Below are 24,965 nucleotides of genomic sequence, written 5' to 3' on the forward strand. Positions count from 1 at the left end.
TACGCGACTAGATTTTTAGGTCAGCTGTCTGCAGCCATTCCCAGAAATCCGCGCCGGGCGGCTTCTGAATTTCCTTCGTCGACATCGACTCGGTCGTGGCGAGCGTGACGAAATCATAATCATTTTTATGAGTCGTAAGACCCTGGAAAATGATCTGATCGGAAATGTGATCGCGCCGCATGGAGGCAGGACCACCTAGTGATTCCACCGTGAGACCAGGCATGGCCTCCGCGATCTCAAGGGACGTCGGCCACGATCCGGACTTCGCCGCCATCGCCTTCTCGACGGCTGCCTTATACAGATGAAGGCAGTAGTACGCGCGGTCACATTCCCAATGGGGATAGTCTGTGTATTTATCAAAGTACCACTTCACAAAGCTTTTTTGCAGTGGGGAAGCTGCCGGGTTGGCGAAGTACAATGTGCTGTGACCGAATACGATGTTCTCAGGCGTGAACTCCTTCTTGAGCGAGGTTTGCTGCCACCCCGCCGCCGGCATGACAAACTTTACGCCATCCGTTAGTCCCATATTGTGGGCCTGACGCATGAACACAGGCAAATCGGCAAATACCATCGAAGTGAAGATCAAATCCGGCGCCGCCGCCTTCAAAGCCGCCACGTTGGATGTTAGATCCATCGTTCCGGGCTTTATCCATTGCTCGGCAACAACGGTGTGCTCAATACCGAACTTCTTGAGAAGCGCGGTAAATGTTGTCCAGGTGTTACGGCCGTACGTATAGTCGGGATTGATACCAGCGATCCGTGCAAATTTGCCTTTGAAATGCCGGATCGCGAGCAGCGACGCCATTACGGCATCGACTTCATTGTCGATGGAGCGGAAAACATACTGCGGATTGGGCATCATCTCCTTGACGCCGTCCTGTGTCGTGCCATCCCACAACATCGTCAGCATCTTCGACTGCTCAGCTGCAGGCGCCAGTGCGAGACTCACAGCGGAGGAGATTATGCCGTGGACGGCATCGACCTTGTCCTGCAACACCAGCTTTCGATAACGGTCGATGGTTTCCTTTGGCGTCGTTTCTTCCTGAAAGACGAGCTCGACCTTCCGGCCTCCGATTCCGTCGGCCGCATTCAGCTGCTCCACAGACCACTCGACAGCGCGAATTCCCCCCTCCCCGGCCGTTCCAGCCATACCTCCGCGAGGAGCAAGAATTCCTATTCGCAACGGAGTGGTCTGCGCGATCGCCGGCGCACCCAATAAACCGTAAACGCCCAAAGCTGCGGTCGCGCCAGCGGCCTTAATTGCACGCCTGCGGTTCGCGGAAAATTTAATATCGCGCATATTTCTCTCCCCAGATCGGAATTTCCACCCGGACCATGATGCTCTCTCGGCCGCTCCTGGCCTGACTTCAGGTTCAGAGCGGTCTCTTCGGCGCTTGTGATCTGAGGTACAAGGTAGGGAAGCAAAAGATGAAAGGGTAGCAAGATCGCCTGACTCCTGACTTCAGAAAAACTGATGAAGGGAAGAAGACGCCCCCGCCACGTCTGTCATCCCAGTCATTCACCTTCGCTGACGATCAACATCAACCGAAATTAGGCCGAACCGCCATCGCAAGGCTTATGATTGCCTGGGAGGGCGTGGCAAATCAGTTCACGCCAGAAAACGGACAGGGCAATCCGTCAGAGACGGACTTGTTCTGCAAAGGGATTCAAGGACATGCAAGGAATTTCATCAGGACCATCATTCGGACTGTCCGGAAAGCGAATACTCGTTACCGGCGGCGCAAGCGGCATCGGAAAAGCTGCTTGTAAAATCTTTACCGATCTCGGAGCAAACGTTTGTCTTTCGGACGTCAAAGCCGATGCAATAGTGGAAGCCGCCGCAGAAACTGGAGCCCGGGCCCATGTCGCCGCTGACGTCTCTGTCCCTGATCAGGCGGAAAGGCTAATCAGCGAAACAGTTGCCGAGCTTGGCGGCCTGGATGGGCTTTTCCACTGTGCGGGCATCCATCATATCGGCAAAGCGACAGAGCAGGACATTAATATCTGGCAACGTGTGATGGACGTGAATGTGCGCGGAACCCAGCTTGTCTGCAGCCTCGCCGCACGGCACATGGAAGTTCAGGGTTCGGGCGCTATGGTCGTTGTAACATCCATCGCAGGCTATAACGGGCAGCCACGGCGCAGTGCCTACGGCACATCCAAGGCCGCCGTCGGCCATCTCGCCCGGTCTTTCGCAACGGAGTGGGGCAAATCGGGAATTCGTGTCAATGCGATTGGCCCGGGATATGTTCTCACACCGATGGCTCAAGGTATCATCAATAGCGGTGCAACTGACGTGATGCGCATCGTGAACAGAACACCATTGGGACGCATGGCGCGACCTGAAGAAATTGCTCAGGCAGCCGCATTTTTGCTTTCCGACTGGGCCTCCTACATCACCGGCGCAGAGCTATTCGTAGACGGCGGATGGTCGGCATACGGTGGGTCGGGTGAGGTCAACACGTTCTGACCGTGCTGTGTGGCCGGGATAAGGAAAATAGCCCCCATCCCGGCTCCACAAACTGCGGGAAGGACTCAAACATTAGAATTCGATAACCGATCGAATATCGAGTCCTTTTCGCAACCGATCGAGAGCGGCGTTGACTTCACCAAGAGAGATGCGGCTAGTCACGTAATCATCCAACAGAAGGTCACCGCTCAAGTATTTTTCTGCAAGCGAAGGGAAGAACTCCTGCGCCCGGCTTCCACCATAACTTGATCGTACGATATTCTTTTCACCCATCAGCGACCCCCAACGAAAACTTACCAGCTGCTGCTGTGCGACCTTACCGAGCCAGACCACCTGCCCTCCTGGCCTTACGATCTCCAAGCTGGTCTGGAATCCTCTTTCATTGCCGGCTGCTTCGAAAACATAGTCCGCGCCACGCCCACACGTGAGAGCGGCATGGGACTGGATCAGGTTCTCATCTACAGGGAGAGTGTGCGTGGCTCCAAGGCGTTTCGCCATATGAAGCTTCCGCACATCTCTATCAATCGCGATGATCGTCTCCGCCTGGGCAAGACGTGCGCCTTGGATAGCCGAGAGTCCGACCGCACCGCATCCGATGATGGTAACGCTGCTGCGAGGCTGAACCCGTGCTATATTGCTGACCGCTCCAATCCCGGTCGCTACTCCACAACCGATCAGACAGGCAACGTGGAAAGGCATGCTCTTCGGGATCCTGACAGCGCAGTCTTCAGTGACAACTGCCAGTTCCGCAAAAGTGCCGGCGTACATCAACTGATGAACGGGCTGTTTGCCGTCGAAAATCCGCGCCTTACCGTCAAAGTGCATCGAACGGACCCCATTCGCTCGATACTGCTCGCACAGTATGAACTGCTCATGGGAACAGAAATAGCAATGCCCGCAATGCGGATTCCAGGAAAGAGCGACATGATCACCCACTGACAGCCGATAAACGGATGATCCGGTCCATTCCACTATCCCCGCTGCTTCGTGACCGGGAACGAATGGCAGTGGCGTATCGAGGTGCCCGTCAACCGCTTCCAGGTCTGTATGACAGAGGCTGGTCGCTTGTATGCGTACGATCACATCGTCTGAGGCGAGATTGGCGAGCCTCAATTCGCGGATTTCGAGGGGTTCGCCCGGTTTCTCCGAGACTGCGCCACGCATGCTGCTAGCCCCAATAAAATTCGCGCCGTCCGCCATCGATACAAAGCAACTCGCCGTTGATGAATCCACTATTGCTCGAGGCCAGAAACGCGACGGCGCTCCCGATCTCACGCGGTGAGCATAGCCTCCGCAGCGGGTTTTGCTCCCGTACGACCGCGAGCATTTCTGAAGTGAAGCCGCCAATGAGATCGGTTTCCACGTATCCCGGCGCAATGGCGTTAGAGGTGATCCCAAAGGAGCCAACCTCCTTGGCCACCGTCCGCGTGAAACCGGCGATACCAGCCTTGGCGGCTACATAGTGGGACACACCCGCTCGCCCGCCACCCGTATAGTTCATCGATGACGTGTTGATGATGCGCCCCCATCCCTGCGACCTCATGGCGGGTATCGCCTCGCGCGTCCATAAGAACGTGCTTCGCATATGGATATGAACCATTCGATCCCAGGCGTCCGCTGGCATATCTTGGACGCGATACGAAGGACGCGCGCCGATGCCGGCATTGTTGACCAGAATATCGAGACGCCCGAGTTCGCCAACAACCTGCTTCGTCAAATTGACGACCACAGCCTCATCGGCCGCATCGCCGATAAACGCAGCCGCATTGACGCCTAATTCCTTCAAACGCGAAACCGCTTGGTCAGCTGCGTCACAATCAACATCGTTAACAGCTATGGAGACACCTTCTGTAGCTAATGCTTCGGCTTCGGCGAGTCCTAATCCCCTTGCGCCACCTGTGATCAGCGCAACACGTCCCTTGATACCCAAATCCATTTATATCCCCCGACGCCATCGCGCATTTCGTTATCAGCACGACGGTTATTCAAATACGTTGATTGGAAAACTGGCACACGCAGCGATCATGCTGACCGCCCCAATTCGTAACCACCAGTGAACCGCATTCATTAGTGTCGCGAATGCAGGCCGTCAGGAAAATACGAATCCCTCGTACTTCCGCTCTGCCGCTGCATCGCAGGCTTGCTTGTAGTTCACCATACCTCCCGCATAGGCCAAGATGCCCTTGGCCTTGCCTGGTACGTTCGTGCCGACGTACCAACTGTCGGCGCTGACAAGCACCGTTCCCTGGATAACATCCTTCACGGTTTGCGACCATTTCGCCTGATAGTCAGGATCAACATCAACACGAGTCAACCCGTGGTCCCGCATGTACTTGATGCGCCGCGATATCCATCCGACCTGATATTCATTCGCCATAACGACATTTACCAGGACGGAAGGACTTCCAGGTCCGCCGATGAGATGGAGGTTTGGAAACCCCGCAACGCCGATACCCAAGTAGGTGTCGGATCCCTTTGACCAGACATCCTTGATGGTTTTCCCATCGACGCCATGGATGTCGATAACGGTCAACGCACCCGTTAGCGCATCAAAACCAGAGGCGCAGATAATGACATCGAACTCATGTTCCTTGCCATCAACGACGAGTCCTTTTTCCGAGAACCGTTCGATGGGCGTTTTCTTGACGCCGACAGCCGTGACGTTGGGGCGATTGAATGTCTCGTAGAAATTTGTGCCTACACAGATCCGCTTGGTTCCAAAATAGATGTTGCGCGGCGTCATGATCTCGGCCGTTGCAGGGTCTTTGATAATGTGCGCAATCTTTGCGCGCAGAAAACCGGAAATTTCGTCATTCAGTTCATGATTGGTCAAAATATCGACGAACGCGCGAGGCATCGTCGCCCCACCAAACTGCCATCGCTTCTCAAGAATTTCGCGCCGCTCATTCTCGCTGTATTCGTCACCCTTGCGAAGTCGCGTTGCAAGCATCCCTTCATTCATGAAGACATCACCTGAACCTACGATTTCCGACGTCCGCAGCCGCTCGCGAATTCTTGTCCTGTTTTGCATCCACCATGCCTGATCGGAATCGGTCAGCGGCCGATTGTTGGCGTTGGCATAAAAGTTCGGCGTTCTGACGAATACTGTCAGGTGTTTGGCCTGCTCTGCGACAAGAGGAATGAGTTGGGTTCCGGACGATCCCGTGCCGATAACTCCCACCCTCTTGCCTCTGAAATCCGGCTCTTGCTGAGGCCACTTCGCTGTATGGTAGATTTCTCCCTTGAACTTCTCGCGACCAGGAATGTCAGGCCAGATAGGCTCCGAGATGGGGCCCGCCGAGGAAACGAAATGCCGCGCACGATAGACATCGCCGTTCTCGGTATGTAACGTCCAGAACCCGGCCTCTTCGTCGAACGTCGCCTTGACTAGGCGGGAGTTGAAGCAAATATCCTTGCGAAGATCGAGCCGATCGCAGACAAAATTTATGTAACGAACGATTTCCGGCTGCGTCGCATAGCGTTCAGTCCAGCTCCATTCGTCGTCGATGATGGGCGAGAAGGAGTAACAATAAACGAGACTCTCAATATCGCATCGGGCTCCAGGATAGCGATTCCAGTACCACGCGCCTCCCACCCCGGTCCCGGCCTCGAGCGCAACTACCGTCAATCCCATTTCGCGCAGTTGATGGAGCATATGTATGCCCCCAAAGCCGCCGCCCAGCACCAGCGCATCAAGAACAATCGGTTCAGAATTTGTCATGCTCGTTGTCTACCCTGCGTCATCGTAATTTTGGTCGGCATCAACGCCATTTTGGACCGTCGAATTAAAATACGTAGCGAAGCGCTCTCGGCTGAACGCCGATGCCCCTCAGTCGCTTATGCAGATAAATCGTCCACCGCAGATCGCGATCCCGGCGATAGTACTGACGACGCCGTGGTCCGACAGAAGAAACAAGAGGCGGCACTTTCCAAACCTTTATGGATCTCGCCAAATTCTTCGAAGACTCGGCAAGTGAGCCGCTCACATTCCTCCAGGCTTCTTCGGGTACAGCCTCGATACAATTGGACGGACCTTTGATGTCCACCGATACGTCGCGCATTATATCCGTCTCACCACGTGGGCGCATCGATGCGATGTGCCTGCTCTAAGGGTGATTTAGCAATCGTTTCATCCCGCACCATCGCGAGAAGCAATTCCTGCATATGACGCCCTCTCAGAAACCTTGGAGCAACTCGCTCCGGGTTGCCTGCAAATAATATGAGAGAGAGAAATGGTAGAAAACCAACATCGCCTGATTCTGATGTTCAGGAAATCTGATCAGCAGGCGCGCATTGTAAATGCGCACCGATCCTCTGCGTTGATTGATTGATTTTCTGAGATGTTCCCATATGGATAACCTCGCAAGCAAAACTCTTACAGCTTTTGCTCCCCCAGCAACGTGGTCAGATATTTTTTCACCTTATTATGTATGTGCTTGGATGATTGCTTGAACTTTGAGGACTTTCGACAACTTGCACGTCAGCGGCTGCCCCGGAACGACCTTCAACCATATAGATGGCGGCCGATGATGAGATCAGTCAGCGCCGCAACACGCAGAACTTCGAAGAGTGCGATTTCATTCCAATGTCTTGCAAGGCGTCAGCGAAGTAGGCATATCCGTGACGGTAATGGGCCAGAAGTTAGCGTTGCCCTTCTACTGCTCACCTACAGCGCGTAGGAGTTTTCCACGACGGCGAGCGGCGGTTGCGGCAGCTGCAATGCATCGCATGCCTATAAAGAATAAAGATTCCATAACTGCTCATTCCGCGAATCTCGCTCGCGCAGAAATGAAAAGGCAGCTAAAAGTACAGGAAGTCCTGTCCTTCGGTCTGTATTGCTCACTAGAAGCACCTCCATGACCAGAAACGATCCGATACGGAAACCGACAACCCTCGCTGAGGCAATCTATATTGTCGAGCAAAGCTACGGTCTTTCAGAGCGTGCGCAAATCGTGGTGCATGTTCGGCGAATGAATTTGAATACCGGCAAGCACTTTCATCTGGTTGTATTGGAATATAGGTCGCTTCACGACGAGAGCGCTTTTATTCCCCTGCAATCAGGCAATATGTTTCGTGCAATTGAGAATTTGACCGGCCAGCGCCGCGAGTATGCTGCTGATTTGTTAGACGGAGGTATGGTGTCAGATGATGCGGTTGTCACGCTGCAAGATGGCACCACGTTACGCGCGGTGGAGATTGTACCCGCTCGACTTCCATATGAATTCACCCCCTTAGATGAGAAAGTCATCCATGCCGCCATTTCAGTGGCCAAGATTGAAGGCGCCGTCTATCGATCCTTCCGTCACGGATTGCCTGAGGAGGATGCCAAGCGGATTATTGATGTTGGGGGCAAGTCTGTTGAATTCGGCAAGTTCGTGAGCGGATTAAAGTTCATCGACTTCGGTAAACTGGCTCAGATTGAGATACAGCCCCTCTTACTCCTGAATATCAAAGGAGAATTTGAGATGCTGTTTCCGGATGAAAAATCTCCGTCTGAACAGAAGATTTCGGACACGCTAGCATTGTCGGGATTTTGGAAGCCAAAACGCAGACCGAAATCTTGACTTCAATGCACACCGCTTTTCAGCCACATTTCAACTTGGATGAGCTTAGTGACGCGGCGCAAATGATGTGAATATTGGTGGCTTCGTTCGTTTTGAATGGAGCTCACTGTGACCCACGACCGCATCGTCATGACGCTTGTACGCTCATTGCGAGCGCCCAAACGCAAGACAAGAACGCACTCCAAGAAGCAAATTCGGCAGATCGTAAACCTAGTCCTTTGTTACGGTTGGACCTACCCGATCCTGATCGACGAAGACGGCGTTATCATTTGCGGCTATGGCCGCTATCTCGCCGCGCTCGAGCTCGGTCTGAAGGAAGTACCGACAATAATCATGTCGGGCCTAAGCGACACCAAGAAGCGCCTCCTCTCCATAGCGGACAACAAGATTTCGGTGAACGCGGGATGGGATTATCCAATTCTTGCGGCGGAGCTTGGCGAGCTCGCGGTGCTGCTTCCCGAATGTCAGCTCAATATCGAACTATCCGGCTTTGAGGCTGCCGAGATCGACAGCCTGATGAGCGATCACCTCGATTCGGAACGTGAGCCTGCAGATGTCGTACCAGAGGTAGAAGCCAAGGCCGTCAGTCAAATTGGCGACTTATGGACGCTGTCAAAACATCGGCTGCTGTGTGGAGATTCGAGAGAACCCGGGGATGTCAAAAGGCTGATGGGCACCGCCCGCGCCTTCATGGTATTTTCCGATCCGCCTTACAATGTTCGAGTTAGCTCGGTTCAAGGGCGCGGCAAGATCAAGCACCGTGAGTTTTCTTTCGCATCCGGTGAGATGTCCCGAGCCGAGTTCAAGGAATTCCTTGTCAGCTGGATGCGCTTAGCGGCTCGCTATTTAGAAGACGGTTCAATCGTCTTCTGCTGCATGGATTGGCGGCACCTTCGTGAGTGCCTTACGGCCGGCGAAGATGCCTTCACTGAGCTCAAGAATATCATCGCTTGGGTCAAAACCAATGCCGGGCAAGGCAGTTTCTACCGCTCCCAGCATGAGCTGATCCTTGTATTCAAGAACGGCACCGGACGCCACCAGAACAATATCGAACTCGGCAAATTTGGCCGCTCCCGATCAAACGTCTGGGAGTACGCTGGCGTCAATACGTTCCGCAAAGACAGGCTTGCCGAATTGACGGTACATCCGACCGTCAAGCCCGTCGCCCTGGTTGCCGACGCAATGCGGGACTGTTCGCGTCGTGGCGACATCGTGCTCGATCCTTTCATGGGATCCGGCACGACCATTCTAGCCGCGGAAAAGGTCGGTCGGCGCGGCTACGGCATTGAAATCGACCCGCTCTACGTCGATGTGGCCATCCGACGCTGGCAGGAGTTCACCAAACGTGACGCGATTCTGCTGGCCACCGGCCAGACCTTCGACGAGGTGGCCGCCGAGCGGTCCGCCTCCCCTGCTCTCAAGCGCGTAAGGATTTGATGATGGCATCGATACCGAAAGTCAAACGGGTCATCCGGAAACGTGTGCGGCTGGAGTCGAGCGATGACGACGTCGGCTACGGAAAACCGCCTCGCTCCCGTCGATTCAAGCCTGGTCAAAGCGGCAATCCGAAAGGCCGCCCGAAGGGAGCCAAAAACCGTGACACTATCCTGCGCGAATTGCTCAACAGCAAAATCACAATGCGACGGGATGGCAAGGCTCGCAAGATCACAGTCATGGAGGGCATCTTCCATAAGGTGGTGGAGGACTCTTTAAAGGGCAATATCAAGAGCGCAACCTTCCTGTTAAATCAGTTGGCCGCGATTACTTCCGACGGAGGTAACGAGTCCGAGATAAGTCGCGACGACAAGGCAGTGCTCGACGCCTACCTACGCAATTTCCAATCCTCGCTAGGTGGAAAGGAGAAAGCGCGATGAATGATCAAGACCTTCTAGGTTCTATCCTGCGCAGCGACTTTGAGAGCTTCCTCCACCGTTGCTTTCTGATGCTCAATCCGGGTGCTCAGTACATCCCGAACTGGCACATCAAGGCGATTGCTCACCAGCTCCAGCTTATTCGAGACGGCAAGGTCAATCGTCTGATCATCAACATGCCACCGCGATACTTAAAGTCGCTCACGGTGTCGGTAATACTCCCGGCTTTCCTGCTCGGACATGATCCACGGATGAAGATTTTTGGCGTTAGCTACAGCAACGATCTTTCGGCCAAGCATGCGGCAGATTTTCGGGCAATCGTAAAATCTGATTGGTACCGCAAAGCGTTTCCGAGCATGCGTGTCGATCGGATCGCCGATTCTGACGTTTTCACCACGAAGCGGGGTTTTCGTCGCTCGACTTCCGTTTCGGCCACACTGACGGGTCTTGGCGGCGACATGATCATTCTTGACGACCCGCAGAAGCCGGTCGACGCGCAATCAGACACACTGCGTAATTCCCTCAATCAATGGTTCACAAACACTCTGCTGTCGCGACTCGACAACAAGGCGACCGGCATCATTATTCTGGTGATGCAACGAGTTCACCTTCATGACCTGACAGGGTTCCTCGTTGATAATTCCAAGGACTGGACCGTACTGAGCTTACCCGCGATCGCCGAGGCCGATGAGACGATTCCGATCGGCGATGACAAGTTTCATAAGCGCCGGGTCGGCGAAGCGCTCCATCCGCGCTACGAGACCCTCGCCACACTGGAAAAACTCCGCACTGAAATGGGCTCTGCCATTTTTAGTGCCCAGTATCAGCAGTCGCCCGTCCCTGACGGCGGCGCGATGATCCACCGCGAATGGATCCGATACTATGATCAACCGCCGGAGCGCACATATCGAACCAAAGTCATTCAAAGCTGGGATACTGCAGCAAAAGTCGGCAGCCAGAATGACTGGTCGGTCTGCACCACGTGGCTTTTGGTTGATAAGCACTTTTATCTGCTGGACGTGACGCGAGGGCGATACGAGTATCCTCAATTGCGCGCCACGGCGATTGCGCTCGCGCAGCGATACGATCCGCACAAAATACTGGTCGAGGATGCATCAACCGGGATCGCTCTGGCTCAGGAACTTAAACAAAGCGATATCTACAGCGTGAGACCTGTACCCATCGAGCGGGATAAGCAGGGCCGTCTGTTCGTGCATCAAGCCAAGTTCGAAGCAGGGCTGGTGCTGTTTCCCCGGATAGCGCCATTCCTTGCTCAGCTCGAAGCCGAGCTTCTCACTTTTCCGCAAGGCAAACACGATGATCAGGTCGATAGCCTCAGCCAAGCACTCTCATACAAGGGTGGCTATGATACGACTTTATCTTGGGTAGGGTGACTCGCGCCGAAATGGTCAACAGCTCTGTGTCCCGCGTGTCAGATTTCAAAGCTTCGACCGTTCGGATCTTCGGCGACCGCTTCAAACAAGCCAGAGTCGAGGAAACAGCTATTAGCTAGCAGCGCGCGCAAAGATATAGCGCCACTGCCGTAATCAAAGCTTCCGGATTGATGAGAACCGCATCGTAAAGACGGGGCTCTTCATCGAGCCTGCCAAGGTTACGCTCTGTTCGCCCACGCAATCCACGTTCGAGGGAAAGAACCCTCCTGAAAACCGCACCGTGTCACCGCGTTTCATGGCGGCGAGAGATTTAAAGAACTGCGTATCCGGATCAATCAGGGTCTTATCAGAATAGTCCGATATAGCGTTGTTCCATGTTGAAACTTGCAAACCCGGCGCAAGTTCAAGCGTGATTACGCCCTTGCCATCGCCATTGGTGGAGAGATGAGCGACTTTGCCGATCCAACCTGATGCGCTCTGACCGTTCAATGCGCTGCAGATCGCCTGCTGTCTTGTATTGCGGAACCCACCCGCGGCCAGTTCATTGGGAGCCGCGTTGAATTTGGATCGCGCCTGGGTAATCGCCATTATGAACCGTGTCTGGTCAGATGGCAGAGGTACGCTCGGCACGGGCGGGGCCGCGCTTCGACCACCGCCAACCAGAGCTCCGACGACAATGAATCCAAGCGCGCAGCCCAAGGCCGCCTTGATTGCGATATTCATGGGACCTTCTCCAAGTTTGCGTTCGACGTCCCTTCCGCCGCTTTAGGATGGCTCGGCGTGGGTGGCTCAGCACATCGCTTCCCGCCGCGCAGAAGTCCACGGCACCTCCGACTGTCGGGCGCTACTATGGTGAGTCTCCGTTAATATAATCCTATTTTGGGATAATCCGTTTCTGGGATCAAATTATGCGCCGCCGATTCACGGCTCTGGCGGCGCATGCAAAAGACCCTCAAATCTGCGGAATATGCCCGGCTAATCGACCAGCTTGTCGCAGCGCGGAAGGCGGCGGACATCCGCCAGCTAGCCTTGGCCAAGAAGCTCGGCCGCCCGCAATCCTTTGTCGCCAAATATGAGAACGGCGAGCGCCGCCTTGACATCATCGAGTTCACGGCCATCGCCCGCGCCCTCGGCGCCGATCCCGTGAAGCTGTTTAAGGATTACGTCGGCGGTAAAGGCTCTCCCAAAGCCGCGTCAAAGCGTTCGGCCAGGTAAACCGGGTAGGTTCGGTGTGTTTCCTGATCATTTTATGATCAGGAACGACTGATATGAGCCACTAGATTGCTGCGTTTCTGCTCGACTGCCATCGCGCCTCTACGGCAATGAAGAATAGCAATGAACTCGATTGTCACCATCGCTCCAACTAAAACACCTTTCGGCAAATCAATCGCTCATTCAAATTAGGCGTGTGCAAGCTCGCAGATACCCTCATAAAATTTGCATCAAAACCGATAATTCAGTCCGATCTTGAACGCGTGCATATCCAGACGGTTGGAGGCCTTGCGGCCATTGACCGTGCTATAACTCCCGGGAACTGTAATCATTGGTCCGTAAACCGGTATGGGCGGACCGCCCCGAGGGTTTGGTCGGTAATCGACGATCTCCTGATATTGATAAGACTGCGTCACGCCAGCTCGCGCTCTGGGAAAGAGAAAATTGTCCTCGCCGAAATCTGAGTACGAGTACTCGCCCTTTAGCGACCAGTTGTTGAGGAGCGCATATTCGACGCCTCCGCCCGCGGTCCAACCCTGCCGCATGACAGAAGTCCGTTCGCTGAATTCTGGTCCGCTCGTGCTCGTTCCGCCGGGCTGGGCCAAAGTGGAAAAATTGGATTGAAACTGCGCTCGCTCCTGGGTTTCCTTCAGCCAGGCGACACCACCCGTTCCAAAAACAAGTAGCCGGTCGAACGCAAATCCTGCCCGGCCGCGCAATGCCATCATCCAGTCCATGCCGTATTGCGTGCTGGCCTGCATCCATCCGCCAGCCATGAGCGCCGCGCCACCTTCGATCGCAAGAGATTTCTGCGTTTCGCCATGTTTCAGCCAGGTATGTTCGGCCTCCATGCCGATCACAAGGCCGCTTGCGAACTGATAGTTGAATCCGACCTGAAGACCCTTGGTGACGTTATTGAGGTCGATATCCGCGGACTCCGACGCCGCGACGGGGGTGACAGCACCGTTCAAAGCGGTTGTGAATCCGCTGACATGGCCGAGCCCGTATCCAAGATAACCGCCGGCATAAAGACCCGTCCAGTCGCTTCCGGGCGCACCGTGCGATGCATTCCCCAAATGCACATCGGGTAACACCAGTCTCGCGCCGCCCAGCGTGGTTGTATACGACAGCCGCGCGGTTCGACCGGGCGACGGCATCCCTAGCGCGGTCATCGCGCCAAAATAGTATTCGTCTGTGATGTTCTCGATGCTGAGATTGAAAACACTGTCGTCCGAAAACTTATAGCTGGCGAAAGCATCGTAGACCGTATAGCCGGGAGGCGACATCGTGTAGCCGATCTGGCCCCTGCCTCCATTCCAGACGCTTCCAAAGCGGGTCGATGCAAAGTGCATCCTGCCGCCGATGGTCATGCTCTGATCGAAAAGACGCACGCCCGCGGTGACACTGCCCGATGTGGTCGGCGGGATATAGTTCGTGGCGTAATCGGCCTGCTGCGGCGTCTGGAGGGGGGCTCCGATGTTCGTTCTAAGACCAGACGGTCCCGAGCACGTGGTCGGAGTCGGACAATATTCGACACGATCATAGTTCGTGTAGGCGCCTTCTACGAAGGCCACGCCAGCATCGTATCCGCCGGAAACCTCGAACCCGCGATAGTTGGCGCTGTCCATGTTGATCCAGTGATAGACATTCTGGCCGCCCCTCGACGAGCGAAGGCCGCGGAAAATGTAGTCGTCATAATGATTATCGAAGAAAGACAGTTTAGCGCGCAGCTTGTCGCCGGTTGTGAATACGTCCTTGCGCAGCAGGTTGACGCCGACTTCCTTGTTCTTGGATATCTCGGGGCGCAGATTGGGATTGTTGACCAAAAGGCCTTCGTAGTGCCAGTGGCTTTCGCGCAAGCTGGGAGGGCGGTAGCCCTCCTTGTATTGTCCATAGAATTGGAGCCCTTCCAGGGGACTCAGCACGATGCCCGCATTGGGGCTGAAGCGGCTTCCGGACCGTTCAGGATATTTCGCAAGATACCCCCCGCCCTCTGAATCGTAATAATCGAAGCGGCCCCCCGCCGACACAGTCAGCCAATCGACCGGCTTGAGAGCCGCCTTGCTGAACGTGCCGCTCAACAGCCGCTCGCCTGTCGGGCCGAGTGTCATCCATCCGCCAGCTCCCGTGATCGTTGTGGGATATTGATCGGCGAACGCACTTTCACGGACGATCTCGGTGCCGTTGTCCCAGACCAATTCACCCAGCGGGGTGGCGAATGTCGATGCATTGCCGATATCGCCGCCAAGGGTGCGAACACCTCGCAAAGCAGTGTTGAAATCAGTCTTCAGATCGGTGAACCACAGGTTCGCGCGAAAATTGAGGTAGGGATTGTCAGATGGATTATGCCGGTATTTGGCCGTGTAAGTATCGACACGGGTTCGCAGAAGCGCAACTTGACCGTAATTATCCAGCAATCCGGATGGCGCGATGTTGAACTCGCTGATTTCTCCGTAGATCGATCCGAAATAAAGATAGCTCAGTTCGAGCGATTGCCCATCGCCCCATTTGATCTTGCCCTTTGCCAGAAACGAGTCGGCGTTTTCCGAGGTGTTGAATGCTTCGCCCCCGGCCGGGACGCGGGCATTGGCGTTATTGCTGTCCCATGTGAAGTCGCCCCTTCTGAAAACAATGCCGGGCGGAACATTCGTGCCCACGAAATAGTTGCCTTGCTGGCGTTTCGAATACGCTGCGACGAACTCGTAGTGTTCCTTGATAGATGCAACGGCAACATTTCCCGAAAACATATCGCCATTGAGAAAACCCGGGCGTGCCTCGCTGGCCATGTTGATGACCGACGCAGGCGACTGAACCGGAGCGCGGGGCGTCACCGTGTTCGAACCTGTGCTGGCCTTGAGACGAATGCCCGAGTCGTTGCCTTCCTTGACGATGTCCCTGGCCTCAAGCGTGCGAAAATTGATTGCACCGCCGATGGTGCCGGTGCCTACGCCGTCGCTCGGACCTTTGGAAATATCAACGCCGCCGATCATGTCCGGGTCGACGAACACCTCGTCGCGGGTGCCGCTGTAACCGCGGTATGAGCTCGATGTTTGCCTCGCGCCATCCACGGTCGTATTGACGCGCCCCATTCCCTGCAATCCACGGATGTTCGGATTGATGGACACGCCCGAGCGGCCTCCCGCCGAAATGACGCCAGGCGTCGTGCGGAAAACATCGCTCGTCGATATCGGAGGTATGCGATCCAACTCCTGGCGGGAAATGTTCGACACCGATCCCGGCGTCAGATACGGCGCATCGGCGGCCGTAGCGCCTACGCTCGATACGTCAACCGGATCAAGCACGACCGAACCATCGGACACCGCAAAATTTGACGTCTCACCCTGGGATCGCTGAATCGTCACCGTCCGGGCGTTGGTGAAGCGATAGGTCAGCCCGGTGCCAGCCAGAATCCTGCCAAGTGCAGCATTTGCACTGAGATTGCCGGATACTGGTGACGACTTGCCGGTGACAGCCTCAGAACTGGGCCGGATGACCTGAATGTTCGTTGCGGCTGTAAAATCGGCAAGCGCAGCAAGCAAAGATTTCGAGGGAATATTGAAGGCGAAGCTGCGATCCGCCTGCGCTCCGCGCAGCTGAGTACCGGTTTGCGCAACCGCTTGCGGCACTGCTGCGAATGCCATCAACAGCACCGTAACCGGGATGCTTCTCCGAGCGATATCCGCTCTCTTTTTGATCGTCGTCATCGAACCTCAGTCCACTCAGCGGCCGAAATGCTTAACGGCCACATGCAGACAACGATTCAGACGAGCGAACCCCGTAAAAAAAATCTCAGGCCATGTCAGCGGAAAACCAGCGTAGCAAGACCGGGAACCGTGACGGTTCGCAATCCAAGCGCAGAACGCAACGCCTCGACGATAGCGTCGGGATCATCCGCCTTGAAAACGCCAGTCAGCTTCAACTGCCGCAGGGAGTTGTCAGTCATCATCACGCGGCCGGGCTGCATGCGCGCGAGTTCGTCGATCACTCTGCCGAGCGGCGCCTGATCGAGGATGATCAGCCCCCTGCGCCACGCAAGCGCAGTCTCCGGGTCGGCTTCAACCACCGGTCCGATGCGCCCCCCTCCGACGGACAGATGCTTACCGGCAGGAACCTGAACGCGGTCGGCACCCGAACGCGACACGGCCACCAGCCCGCGCTCGACCGTGACGCCGACTTCTCCCTGCTCTTGATCGACGGAGAAAGCGGTGCCGAGAACACGCGTTTCAACCACACCTGAGTGCACGGAGAAGGGTGACTTGGGATTGTGGACGACATCGAACCACGCACGCCCGCGCAGCAATTCGATTGACCTTCCGTCTGCCGTAAACTTGACGGTAACGGCTGTATCGCCATCGAGATAAACCTGCGAGCCGTCGGCCAAACTGACGTTGCGCCGTTCGCCGGGCCTCGTCGCATGATCCGCCCGGAGGCGATCGAAAAACCCCGGATCGCGCCAGATCAGCCCTCCAATCGCAACCAGAAGGCAGGCGGCCAAAGCTGATCCGACAGCCCCGCCCCGGGCAGACAGTGGCCTCGGCTTTTTCAACCCTTGCCGGTGCCAGCCTCCTTCGCCCAGGATTGCCGCGGGCGCATCCAGGTTATTCCAAAGGCTCTTGACGTCGTTGAACGCTTGATGGTGAGCGGGGTCTTCAGCGAGCCAGCGCCGGAACTCGCGGCGCTCTTGGTCAGCGACATCGGGCTCATTCAGACGCACGAACCATGCGGTAGCTTCGCGCTCCCGTTTCTCGGTATCCGGTATCTTCTCTGAATCGGAGTTCATCTGAGAACCGCGCTCGTCCCGTCGTTATAGACCCGACAGTAAGAGAACGATTCTAACGCCGGAATCCCTCATTCCGTATCACGATTTCTCTGCCAAGTACGGCAGAAGGAAATCGCACGGACCATATCTTTTTCAACTGTGCTGACGGAGATGCCGAGTGCTTTGGCGATCTGGGGATGGCTCATGCCGTCCAGTTTGCTCAGCAGGAATATCTGCTGCGTGCGTTTGGGCAGCGTCGCAAGCGCCGCCAGAAGCGCCTCCAACTCCTCCCGCATCGCAAGAACATGCTCGGGAGCGTGTTCATCGACGGCATCCTGTTCGATCTGGGCCGCCCGGGCATAACCATCTCGCACGCGCTGCCCGCGAAGATGATCCAGTGCTAGGTTTTGAGCGGTCCGAAACAGCAGGCCGCGATCGGCTGCGCCAACAGGGTGGGCGTGGAGCTTGATATAAGTATCCTGCGTCAAGTCCTCGGCGATGGTGCGGTTGCCGACGATGCGCTTAATCAGCCGGTGCAGACGTCCACGTTCCGAAGAGTATAGAGCGGCAAGGTCTAATGTACGCACACTCATCGATAAGCCCGTAGCGACGCAATCGCGCGCTTCCAATCAATGGGTGAACAGTTAGCGTGGCGGCAATTCTGTCGCAAATACAATAAATTAGATCGTATCTAAGATGGCTCATGCGAATTCATCAAGTTCAGGTGGTTGGGTGCGTGCAACGCATGCTGATCAAGATAGTCGCAATTCTTGCAAGGCATCGTTGGTCCTGTGACCTCGATCCCGTGAAGTTGCTCAAACACTGCTTTGGCGGCCGTGGCGTCCCAAGCCGCGCAGCTTAGGGGTTTTCCTGATCATTTTATGATCCGGATCGGCTGATATGAGCCACTAGATTGCTGCGTTTCCGCTCGACTTCCCTCACACGTGGAGCGTCACTGTCACCGTAAATGGAGGCAGATGATGGACCGCAAAATCACAGAACAGGCAATTGGACTGATCCTCACCGAGATCGGCATTCGCCTCGGCGAGGCCACTCGGATCGCCAAAGCTGCTGAAGCCTGCGCGCTCGCTGGAAGCATTAGTGAAGGCGTGAGAGTCTCGATGGATCTCGAACAGATCGTCTATGAGACCGGCCGTTTGCAGGATGCGGCTTCACTGCTCAACCGGTTGTCGCTCAAATAAGATCGATCCCTTCGAATCCATGGATTCTCCGCCCGTCGGCAACCGACGGGCTTGCAGCAGTGGCGGCACAGGATGCTGTCATGCATGCAGGAGAACCAGAATGCCCACCAGCAATCGTAAGCCACCTCGCAAGACGGCGCGTAAATCCCGACCGGCACCAAAGCGATCGACCAAACCAGCTTTGAAGGCTCCGCCGCCTGTCGCGCCGAAGAAGCCGGTAACTCTGAAGACGCCAGATGCGGCCGTGTCCAAACAGGACAGGGTCCTCGACATGCTCCGCGCGCCGTCCGGCACCACCATCGCCACTATCATGAAAGCCACCGAGTGGCAGCAACATTCAGTGCGAGGATTCTTTGCGGGAGTCGTCCGCAAGAAACTGAAGCTCAATCTGATCTCTGACAAGGTTGGTGGCGAGCGCCGCTACCGGATTGGCAAGCCTGCAGGCTCGAGGTGATGCACACCCGTTCCCCATCGAATGGGCGACCAATCGATCCCAGGGTGGAAGCCGAGCTAAAACAGATCGGCTCCATGTCTATTGCCAACTTGCGGATCAGATATCGGGAGCTAATCCGGTCCGAACCTCCCCGGGCATTTGGGCCAGACCTGCTGCGGCGGAGTATTGCCCAGCGCGTACAGGACAAAGCCTATGGCGGCTTTTCTGGGGAGGCGAAGAAGCTACTCGGCCAACTGGTACGATCGGTAGCTTCCGGAAAGACTGGCCCTCTTGAGATGCCGCAGCGGATTAAACCCGGTTCGGAACTGGTGCGGGTTTGGAACGAACAAACGCATAGGGTCACAGTGTTGGCCAAGGGTTTCGCCTACCAAGGGGAGGTCTTCACCAGCCTCTCGGAGATCGCCAATCGGATCACCGGCACGCGGTGGAATGGCCCGAAGTTCTTTGGGCTGCGGACGGCAAGCAAAGAAGCAAGCAAGACGGTCCAGGCAAAAAGGGTTAGAAAGGGAGCCTGCCGTGGCCGCAAGTAATATGAAACCGGTTCGCTGCGCCATCTACACCCGTAAATCCACTGAGCACGGTCTTGAACTTGAGTTCAATTCGCTCGATGCTCAACGGGAAGCATGTGAGGCCTATATCAAGAGTCAGGCCTCACAGGGATGGCGTGTTCTACCTCAGCCTTATGATGATCCGGCGTTCTCCGGCGGCAATCTCGATCGCCCTGCCCTGAAGCAGCTTCTGGCAGACATCGAGGCCGGTCTGATCGACGTCATTGTCGTCTACAAGATTGACCGCCTGACCCGATCTCTCGCTGACTTCGCCAAGCTGGTCGAGACCTTCGATCGGAAGTCAATCTCATTCGTCGCTGTGACCCAACAGTTCAACACCACCTCGTCTATGGGACGGCTGACATTGAATGTGCTGCTGTCCTTTGCCCAGTTCGAGCGAGAACTGGCGTCCGAGCGCGTCCGGGACAAAGTCGCCGCTTCCCGCCGCAAAGGCAAATGGACCGGCGGGACTGTTCCCCTCGGCTACGAGGCCAAAGAAAAGAAACTCGTTATAAATCTGAAGGAAGCCGAAACCGTCCGCACCATCTTCAGGCAATATATCGCTCTGAAATCCTTCAGCCGCCTAGTCCAGAATCTCGACCAGCGCGGCATCGTCACCAAACGGCGCGACACCAAGGTCCCGAAATTTCGTGGCGGCATCCCCTTCACCTATGGTCCCCTCGCCCATCTTCTGAAGAACCGCGTCTACCTCGGCGAGGTCCATCATGATGGCAAATGGTATCCGGCTGAGCACAAGTCAATTCTCGATCAAAAGAGCTTCGATCAGGTGCAGACACTGCTCGCCGAAAACCGCGTCACCACACAAACCCGTCGATCAACCAGCGGGGCGCTTCTCACCGGCAAGATTCTCGATGATCGTGGCAACCGAATGAGCCCGAGCTTTACGGTCAAGAACGGCATTCGTTATCGGTTCTATATTTCACGCGCTCTTATGCGCGGCAGAAAAACTCAAGCCGGCTCCGTTGCCCGGATTCCAGCACAGGCCATCGAGAACCTGGTCATCACGGCGATCCGGGAGCACCTCGCACTGGACGTGCAGACTCCCGATGATCAGCTCAGACATCTTGTCGTGGATTCCGTTGCTGACGTCGTCGTGCATCCCAAGAAGATCATGATCCGCCTGCAATCAGACAATGCACAAACCATCGAGATTCCGTGGCAAGCCTCAGTGAAGAACGGTCCCGCACTGGCGCCATCCTCGAACTATGCCGATCAGCCAGATCCAAAGCTTTTGCAGGCAATTGTTCGTGCGCATGCCTGGCTGCGGGATCTAAAGTTGGGCAAATTCGACAGCGTCGAGGCGATAGCCACGTCGGTCAAACTCCATCCGAAAGTCGTTCGGCAGGAGCTGCGCTATGCGTTTCTGGCGCCTTCCATTACCGAGGCCATTCTGACGGGTGATCAACCGCCAACCATCACGCTGGCCCGGATTCCAAAGACACTGCCTTTGGCCTGGTCTGGGCAATGCCGCACCTTGGGGTTTTGATCGGAGCCGCCCATCCGATGTTATGGAACAAAAAACTCCCCCGCGCGCCGGACGCGGGCTTCGTCGACCTAGAAAATGGAAGGTGCCGCGAGTTCTCTATCCCCGCTATGAAGCCAGCACTTTGCGAATGAAGTTCAATCTCCCTTTCTTGACGATCTCGACCTGATGGCAGCCATCACAGCAAGCCACTCGGCTCTGATTACGCCTAGCGTCGGCAAAGACCCATTCCATAATGCGCGTTGATATGCTCCTTCGCGTCACCTTCTCGGGTCCCTCGAAATAGCCAACCAACGCTTTGCGGAAGCAGGCACTCTTACGCGCCATACTGGCCATGACGGCGATCTGCTCATGCTTGTGCCGCAGTGCCACGATGGCCGCTTCATCGCTCAACTTGGATCCGTTGATTGCTCGTTGGGCCATGTAACGCAACAGGCCGATATCTTCTTTTACCTCCCCTCCCTGTAGCAGGACGGCGACAGACGGCGCTCCATCGCGACCAGCACGGCCAAACTCCTGGAGATAATCCTCGATCGAACCGGGGTGCTGCCAATGAACAACCATACGCACATTCGGTACGTCGAGACCCATTCCGAAAGCACTCGTGCAAATAATACGGTCAACGACAGGTCTGCTGTCGCCGACAAAACGCTTAAGCAATTGCTCTCGCTCCCAGCTATTACCGAGCTGCGAATGATAGAACGGCGTCTCAAGCCCTTCACGAGCGAGATGGGCCTGCAGAGCTTCACCAATCTTGCGAGTTGGCACGAAAATCATCAACTTGCCGCTCCCGGGAAGAGCAAGCCGGCAAAGAGCTGCGATGATCGCCGATCTTTCTTTGGCAGGCGCCTGCCAGCGCAGCAGCGCAATATTGGGCCGATCGACGCCGCGGACAAACACCCGCGCATCAGGAATTCCGAGAGAATGCAGAATGCGCTGCTGCATCTCTGTTCCGGCGGTTGCGGTGAATGCCAGGATCGGAGGAGATCCCAGCGCCTCTCTCACTTCCTTAAGTCGCCCGTATTCGGGCCGAAAATCTCGCCCCCATTGATCGACACAATGGGCCTCATCAATCACCAAGAAACTTGGGCGCATCGCGCGCAGCACCTGTTGCTCGGCTCCACTTCGTACAAAGAAGCGCTCCGGCGCGGCATAAAGAAGCTTAAAGCTGCCTTGTGAGAGAAGTTGATACCGCAGGCGCTTCTCGCCCGAATCGAGATCACTATTGATGAAGCTTGCCGGAATCTTACGTCGAAGAAGCGAGGAAACCTGCTCTCCCATCAAGACCTTTAGCGGCGAGACGACAACACTAATGCTCTGCCGCAAAACAGCAGGCAGCTGAAAACATAAGGTCTTGCCGAAGCCCGTGGGACTTACAACCAACAACGATTGTCGGGCTAAAGCCGCCTGGATGATCGGTAGCTGGCCTTCTTTGAACCGATCGAGGCCGAACAAGCGAAGCCCAGCACCAAAGGCCTGACTCTCTGCGACCACCTCTCCGTCACGGTCCAGCCAACGCGCCAACCGAACAGCCCAGCGCTCGATTGCGCGCCGAGCAAGCCCGCCTGCGAGTTTTGGATGATGAGCCGCATGGCAACCATCGCAGAGGGTGACCAAGTTTGATGGATCGTCAGTACCACCTGCGGACCTCGGCAGCAGATGATGCACATCGATATCTGCGCTTTTCGCGACAGTCCCGCACTCCACGCATTTGAAGTTATCCCGCTGAATAACCTGCGTGCGAATTCGCTTCCACTCTATTGAAGAAGGCAGCATCAACGGACCCGTAGTGTGCTTGCCAGCCAACCTACCCGAAAATATTCCGGCAAACCTTGGAAAAATCCGTCGTCCAGTTCAATATGATGGGCATCCCGCATAGTCGACGTGCTTTATTCCGGACCGCTACAACCATGACTGTATCAAACTCCGAACTCGACGCCATGGCGGAAAAGCTCTCGCTCTGCCCGGACTATCGCGTCCTTCGCCGGCTAAAACCACGCGAGATGAGCGTCCCCGATAAAAGTGAAAACACTAGGGTTGGCGTGGCGCTCGACGTTGAGACGACCGGTCTCGACACGAGTAAGGACGAGATTATTGAATTGGGGATGGTGAAATTCGCCTATCTCCCCTCCGGTGAAATCACCCATATCACCGATGTTTTCGAGGCGTTTAATGAGCCGTCTACGCCGATACCATCCGAAATTGTAGAGCTAACAGGGATTACTGACGAACTCGTCGCCGGCCATAGAATTTCAGCCGATGACGTCAACAGCTTCGTCGCAGACGCAGCGATCATCATCGCTCACAATGCAGCCTTCGATCGCCAATTTAGCGAACGCTATTGGTCGACCTTTGAGCACAAGAACTGGGCCTGCTCGGCAACCCAGGTCGAATGGCGCAAGCTGGGTTTTGAAGGATCCCGGCTAGCCTATCTCTTGGCAGGATGCGGTTACTTTCATCATTCACATCGAGCAGCCGACGATTGCAAAGCACTGCTAGAAATTATGTCGATGAAGCCAAATGGGAGTGAGAGTACGGCACTTGCGCTGCTACTCGAATCCGCTCGCAAGCCTACGGTACGTATATGGGCTGAGCAATCTCCTTTCGATCTCCGTGAGATACTGAAAAAGCGAAAGTATCGCTGGAATGATGGGTCCAACGGCCGCCCCAAAGCTTGGTATGTCGATGTTCCGGAAGCAAGCCAAGCTGATGAGCTCAAGTTCTTACGCGACGAGATCTACCAGCGTAACATTGATCTGTTCTCCAATCGGATCACCGCCGCACAGCGATTTTCTAAGCGGATATGATCCGATCCTATGGAATGTTCCTCTCGGCCATTGCTCACCTCTGCTGCTTGAGTAACATTCTACTGGTGAATGGTAGGGGGGCGGGTTCATGAGCTGGGGTTTCGAAGAAGATAAGGTGTACAATCGGCGCGCCGATATCCATGCGAAATTTGGTGGTCAGCAGCAAGGGGGAATCATCACACCGTCACAGCACCCAGTCGTGTTCATCATTACCGGCGAAGAAGGTTTAGAACACGGCTATGCCGATCGCATGCGGGCTGACGGCGCATTTGAGTATTTCGGCGAAGGACAAGTCGGCGATATGGCGCTGCAGCGCGGAAATTTAGCGATTGCTACACATGCGGCCGAAGGAAAGGGTCTGCTGCTTTTTCGCAAAACCACTGAAGGCCTCCGATTCGTAAGCGAGATGGTCTACGAAAAACACCACATTGAGCGAGCACCCGATCGCGAGAACAATGAACGTGATGCAATCGTTTTTGAACTTCGACCACTTGGTGCGATATTCGAAGCCACGGAGGATGCACCTCTGGATGACAAAAATGACCTAGAGCAGCTTCGCGCCCTGGCGAAAGCTTCTGCCGGCATCTTTCCGCCAACTCAAGTTGCCGGCACTCGAAATGTTTACCAACGAAGCCGAGATGTTCGAAACTACGTGCTTATGCGCGCCGGCGCAAACTGTGAGGGATGCAACTCTCCAGCGCCATTTATCCGGAAGAACGGTAGCCCCTATCTTGAGCCCCATCATATTCGGCGCGTTAGTGACGGCGGGCCCGACGATCCTGCATTTGTTATTTCTCTATGCCCAAATTGCCATCGAAGAGTCCACGCAGGCAAAGACGGACCTGCTTACAATGACATCCTCTTAGCAAAGATGCAGAGCATTGAACCGAATTAGGATTCGCCCATCGAATGTCATGAAATGCGGATTAGCCGGTCATGATCGCACATCCGATGTTATGGAATTTCATTCGTGAGCTTATTTCGGAAGCGAACCCGCGCGGCAGTGCAGCGGCCTTCACTCATTTTGGAAGAATAATCGCTTCCCTGCTTTTAGGGCCTGACAACACTCGGGATGGTCTGTCTTCCATCTGTTGATGGTGCGCTCGTCCTTCTCGAAGAAGTCGCCAATTTCTGCATTCGTGGCGCCAAGGCGGCAGAGCTTCGCGGCCTGGTCAGAATA

21 protein-coding genes and 1 pseudogene are annotated in these 24,965 nt (G+C 55.5%); 13 read left to right on the forward strand and 9 right to left on the reverse strand.

Features of this window, described 5'->3' with window-relative positions; genetic code table 11:
- Positions 1-7 precede the first annotated feature (7 nt).
- The gene (locus ASC80_RS10765; RefSeq protein WP_056296618.1) at positions 8-1,300 is read right to left on the reverse strand and encodes an ABC transporter substrate-binding protein; all 1,293 of its coding nucleotides are present in this window, start codon (positions 1,298-1,300) and stop codon (positions 8-10) included.
- 375 nt (positions 1,301-1,675) lie between these two features.
- On the opposite strand from ASC80_RS10765, the gene ASC80_RS10770 reads away from it, so the two are divergent.
- On the forward strand, positions 1,676-2,470 hold the full coding sequence (locus ASC80_RS10770) for an SDR family NAD(P)-dependent oxidoreductase (protein WP_056296619.1): 795 nt from the start codon (positions 1,676-1,678) through the stop codon (positions 2,468-2,470).
- 72 nt (positions 2,471-2,542) lie between these two features.
- Here ASC80_RS10770 and ASC80_RS10775 read toward each other — a convergent pair whose 3' ends face one another.
- The 3 genes from ASC80_RS10775 to ASC80_RS10785 all read right to left on the reverse strand — a co-directional run bounded on the left by ASC80_RS10775 (position 2,543) and on the right by ASC80_RS10785 (position 6,191).
- The gene (locus ASC80_RS10775) at positions 2,543-3,634 is read right to left on the reverse strand and encodes a zinc-binding dehydrogenase (protein WP_056298716.1); all 1,092 of its coding nucleotides are present in this window, start codon (positions 3,632-3,634) and stop codon (positions 2,543-2,545) included.
- A gap of 4 nt (positions 3,635-3,638) precedes the next feature.
- Complete coding sequence (locus ASC80_RS10780) at positions 3,639-4,406, reverse strand: SDR family NAD(P)-dependent oxidoreductase (RefSeq protein ID WP_056296622.1); 768 nt, start codon at positions 4,404-4,406, stop codon at positions 3,639-3,641.
- A 153-nt stretch (positions 4,407-4,559) separates the two neighbouring features.
- The gene (locus ASC80_RS10785; RefSeq protein WP_056296625.1) at positions 4,560-6,191 is read right to left on the reverse strand and encodes a flavin-containing monooxygenase; all 1,632 of its coding nucleotides are present in this window, start codon (positions 6,189-6,191) and stop codon (positions 4,560-4,562) included.
- Between the two features lie 709 nt (positions 6,192-6,900).
- Here ASC80_RS10785 and ASC80_RS23065 point away from each other — a divergent pair.
- From ASC80_RS23065 to terL, 5 genes and pseudogenes are all read left to right on the forward strand, one after another.
- A pseudogene (locus ASC80_RS23065) lies at positions 6,901-7,195 on the forward strand (alpha-hydroxy-acid oxidizing protein); the annotation flags it as partial.
- A gap of 131 nt (positions 7,196-7,326) precedes the next feature.
- Positions 7,327-8,034 (forward strand): hypothetical protein, encoded by a 708-nt coding sequence (locus tag ASC80_RS10790; RefSeq protein ID WP_082512524.1) that lies wholly within the window; start codon positions 7,327-7,329, stop codon positions 8,032-8,034.
- A 108-nt stretch (positions 8,035-8,142) separates the two neighbouring features.
- A complete protein-coding gene (locus tag ASC80_RS10795) occupies positions 8,143-9,471 on the forward strand; it encodes a site-specific DNA-methyltransferase (RefSeq protein WP_082512607.1) in 1,329 nt (442 codons plus the stop codon).
- Positions 9,472-9,473: 2 nt separating this feature from the next.
- Positions 9,474-9,908 (forward strand): DUF5681 domain-containing protein, encoded by a 435-nt coding sequence (locus ASC80_RS10800; protein ID WP_056298720.1) that lies wholly within the window; start codon positions 9,474-9,476, stop codon positions 9,906-9,908.
- The gene (gene terL / locus ASC80_RS10805) at positions 9,905-11,299 is read left to right on the forward strand and encodes a phage terminase large subunit (RefSeq protein WP_056296633.1); all 1,395 of its coding nucleotides are present in this window, start codon (positions 9,905-9,907) and stop codon (positions 11,297-11,299) included. The genes ASC80_RS10800 and terL overlap by 4 nt, the downstream gene beginning before the upstream one ends.
- 153 nt (positions 11,300-11,452) lie before the next feature.
- Here the strand turns inward: terL and ASC80_RS10810 are convergent, their stop codons facing one another.
- Complete coding sequence (locus ASC80_RS10810; RefSeq protein ID WP_056296636.1) at positions 11,453-12,022, reverse strand: hypothetical protein; 570 nt, start codon at positions 12,020-12,022, stop codon at positions 11,453-11,455.
- A gap of 216 nt (positions 12,023-12,238) precedes the next feature.
- Between ASC80_RS10810 and ASC80_RS10815 the strand changes: the two genes are divergently transcribed.
- Positions 12,239-12,514: a helix-turn-helix domain-containing protein gene (locus ASC80_RS10815; protein ID WP_056296639.1), complete on the forward strand. Its 276-nt coding sequence runs from the start codon at positions 12,239-12,241 to the stop codon at positions 12,512-12,514.
- A 227-nt stretch (positions 12,515-12,741) separates the two neighbouring features.
- Here ASC80_RS10815 and ASC80_RS10820 read toward each other — a convergent pair whose 3' ends face one another.
- From ASC80_RS10820 to ASC80_RS10830, 3 genes are all read right to left on the reverse strand, one after another.
- Entirely contained in the window at positions 12,742-16,215 is a 3,474-nt protein-coding gene (locus ASC80_RS10820; protein WP_056296642.1) for a TonB-dependent receptor domain-containing protein, read from the reverse strand.
- A gap of 95 nt (positions 16,216-16,310) precedes the next feature.
- Positions 16,311-17,291, reverse strand: coding sequence for a FecR family protein (locus ASC80_RS10825; RefSeq protein WP_056296647.1), 981 nt, complete (start codon positions 17,289-17,291; stop codon positions 16,311-16,313).
- 68 nt (positions 17,292-17,359) lie between these two features.
- Positions 17,360-17,863: an RNA polymerase sigma factor gene (locus ASC80_RS10830; RefSeq protein WP_056296650.1), complete on the reverse strand. Its 504-nt coding sequence runs from the start codon at positions 17,861-17,863 to the stop codon at positions 17,360-17,362.
- Positions 17,864-18,250: 387 nt separating this feature from the next.
- Here ASC80_RS10830 and ASC80_RS10835 point away from each other — a divergent pair, with 387 nt between their 5' ends.
- The 4 genes from ASC80_RS10835 to ASC80_RS10850 all read left to right on the forward strand — a co-directional run bounded on the left by ASC80_RS10835 (position 18,251) and on the right by ASC80_RS10850 (position 20,981).
- Positions 18,251-18,472, forward strand: a complete 222-nt coding sequence (locus ASC80_RS10835) for a hypothetical protein (RefSeq protein ID WP_056296653.1) — start codon at positions 18,251-18,253, stop codon at positions 18,470-18,472.
- 100 nt (positions 18,473-18,572) lie between these two features.
- Positions 18,573-18,926 (forward strand): DUF3489 domain-containing protein, encoded by a 354-nt coding sequence (locus tag ASC80_RS10840; RefSeq protein WP_056296656.1) that lies wholly within the window; start codon positions 18,573-18,575, stop codon positions 18,924-18,926.
- A 44-nt stretch (positions 18,927-18,970) separates the two neighbouring features.
- Positions 18,971-19,456, forward strand: coding sequence for a DUF2924 domain-containing protein (locus tag ASC80_RS10845; RefSeq protein WP_502690957.1), 486 nt, complete (start codon positions 18,971-18,973; stop codon positions 19,454-19,456).
- Positions 19,443-20,981, forward strand: a complete 1,539-nt coding sequence (locus tag ASC80_RS10850) for a recombinase family protein (protein WP_056296662.1) — start codon at positions 19,443-19,445, stop codon at positions 20,979-20,981. Before ASC80_RS10845 ends, ASC80_RS10850 begins: the two co-directional genes overlap by 14 nt.
- 105 nt (positions 20,982-21,086) lie before the next feature.
- On the opposite strand, the gene ASC80_RS10855 is transcribed toward ASC80_RS10850, so the two are convergent.
- Positions 21,087-22,754, reverse strand: a complete 1,668-nt coding sequence (locus ASC80_RS10855) for a RecQ family ATP-dependent DNA helicase (RefSeq protein ID WP_082512608.1) — start codon at positions 22,752-22,754, stop codon at positions 21,087-21,089.
- Positions 22,755-22,888: 134 nt separating this feature from the next.
- On the opposite strand from ASC80_RS10855, the gene ASC80_RS10860 reads away from it, so the two are divergent.
- Positions 22,889-23,785 (forward strand): 3'-5' exonuclease, encoded by an 897-nt coding sequence (locus tag ASC80_RS10860; RefSeq protein WP_056298723.1) that lies wholly within the window; start codon positions 22,889-22,891, stop codon positions 23,783-23,785.
- A gap of 88 nt (positions 23,786-23,873) precedes the next feature.
- On the forward strand, positions 23,874-24,680 hold the full coding sequence (locus ASC80_RS10865) for an HNH endonuclease (protein ID WP_056296668.1): 807 nt from the start codon (positions 23,874-23,876) through the stop codon (positions 24,678-24,680).
- Positions 24,681-24,965: the final 285 nt, after the last annotated feature.

Origin of the sequence: Afipia sp. Root123D2 (assembly GCF_001425835.1) — a bacterium.
GTDB lineage: Bacteria > Pseudomonadota > Alphaproteobacteria > Rhizobiales > Xanthobacteraceae > Afipia.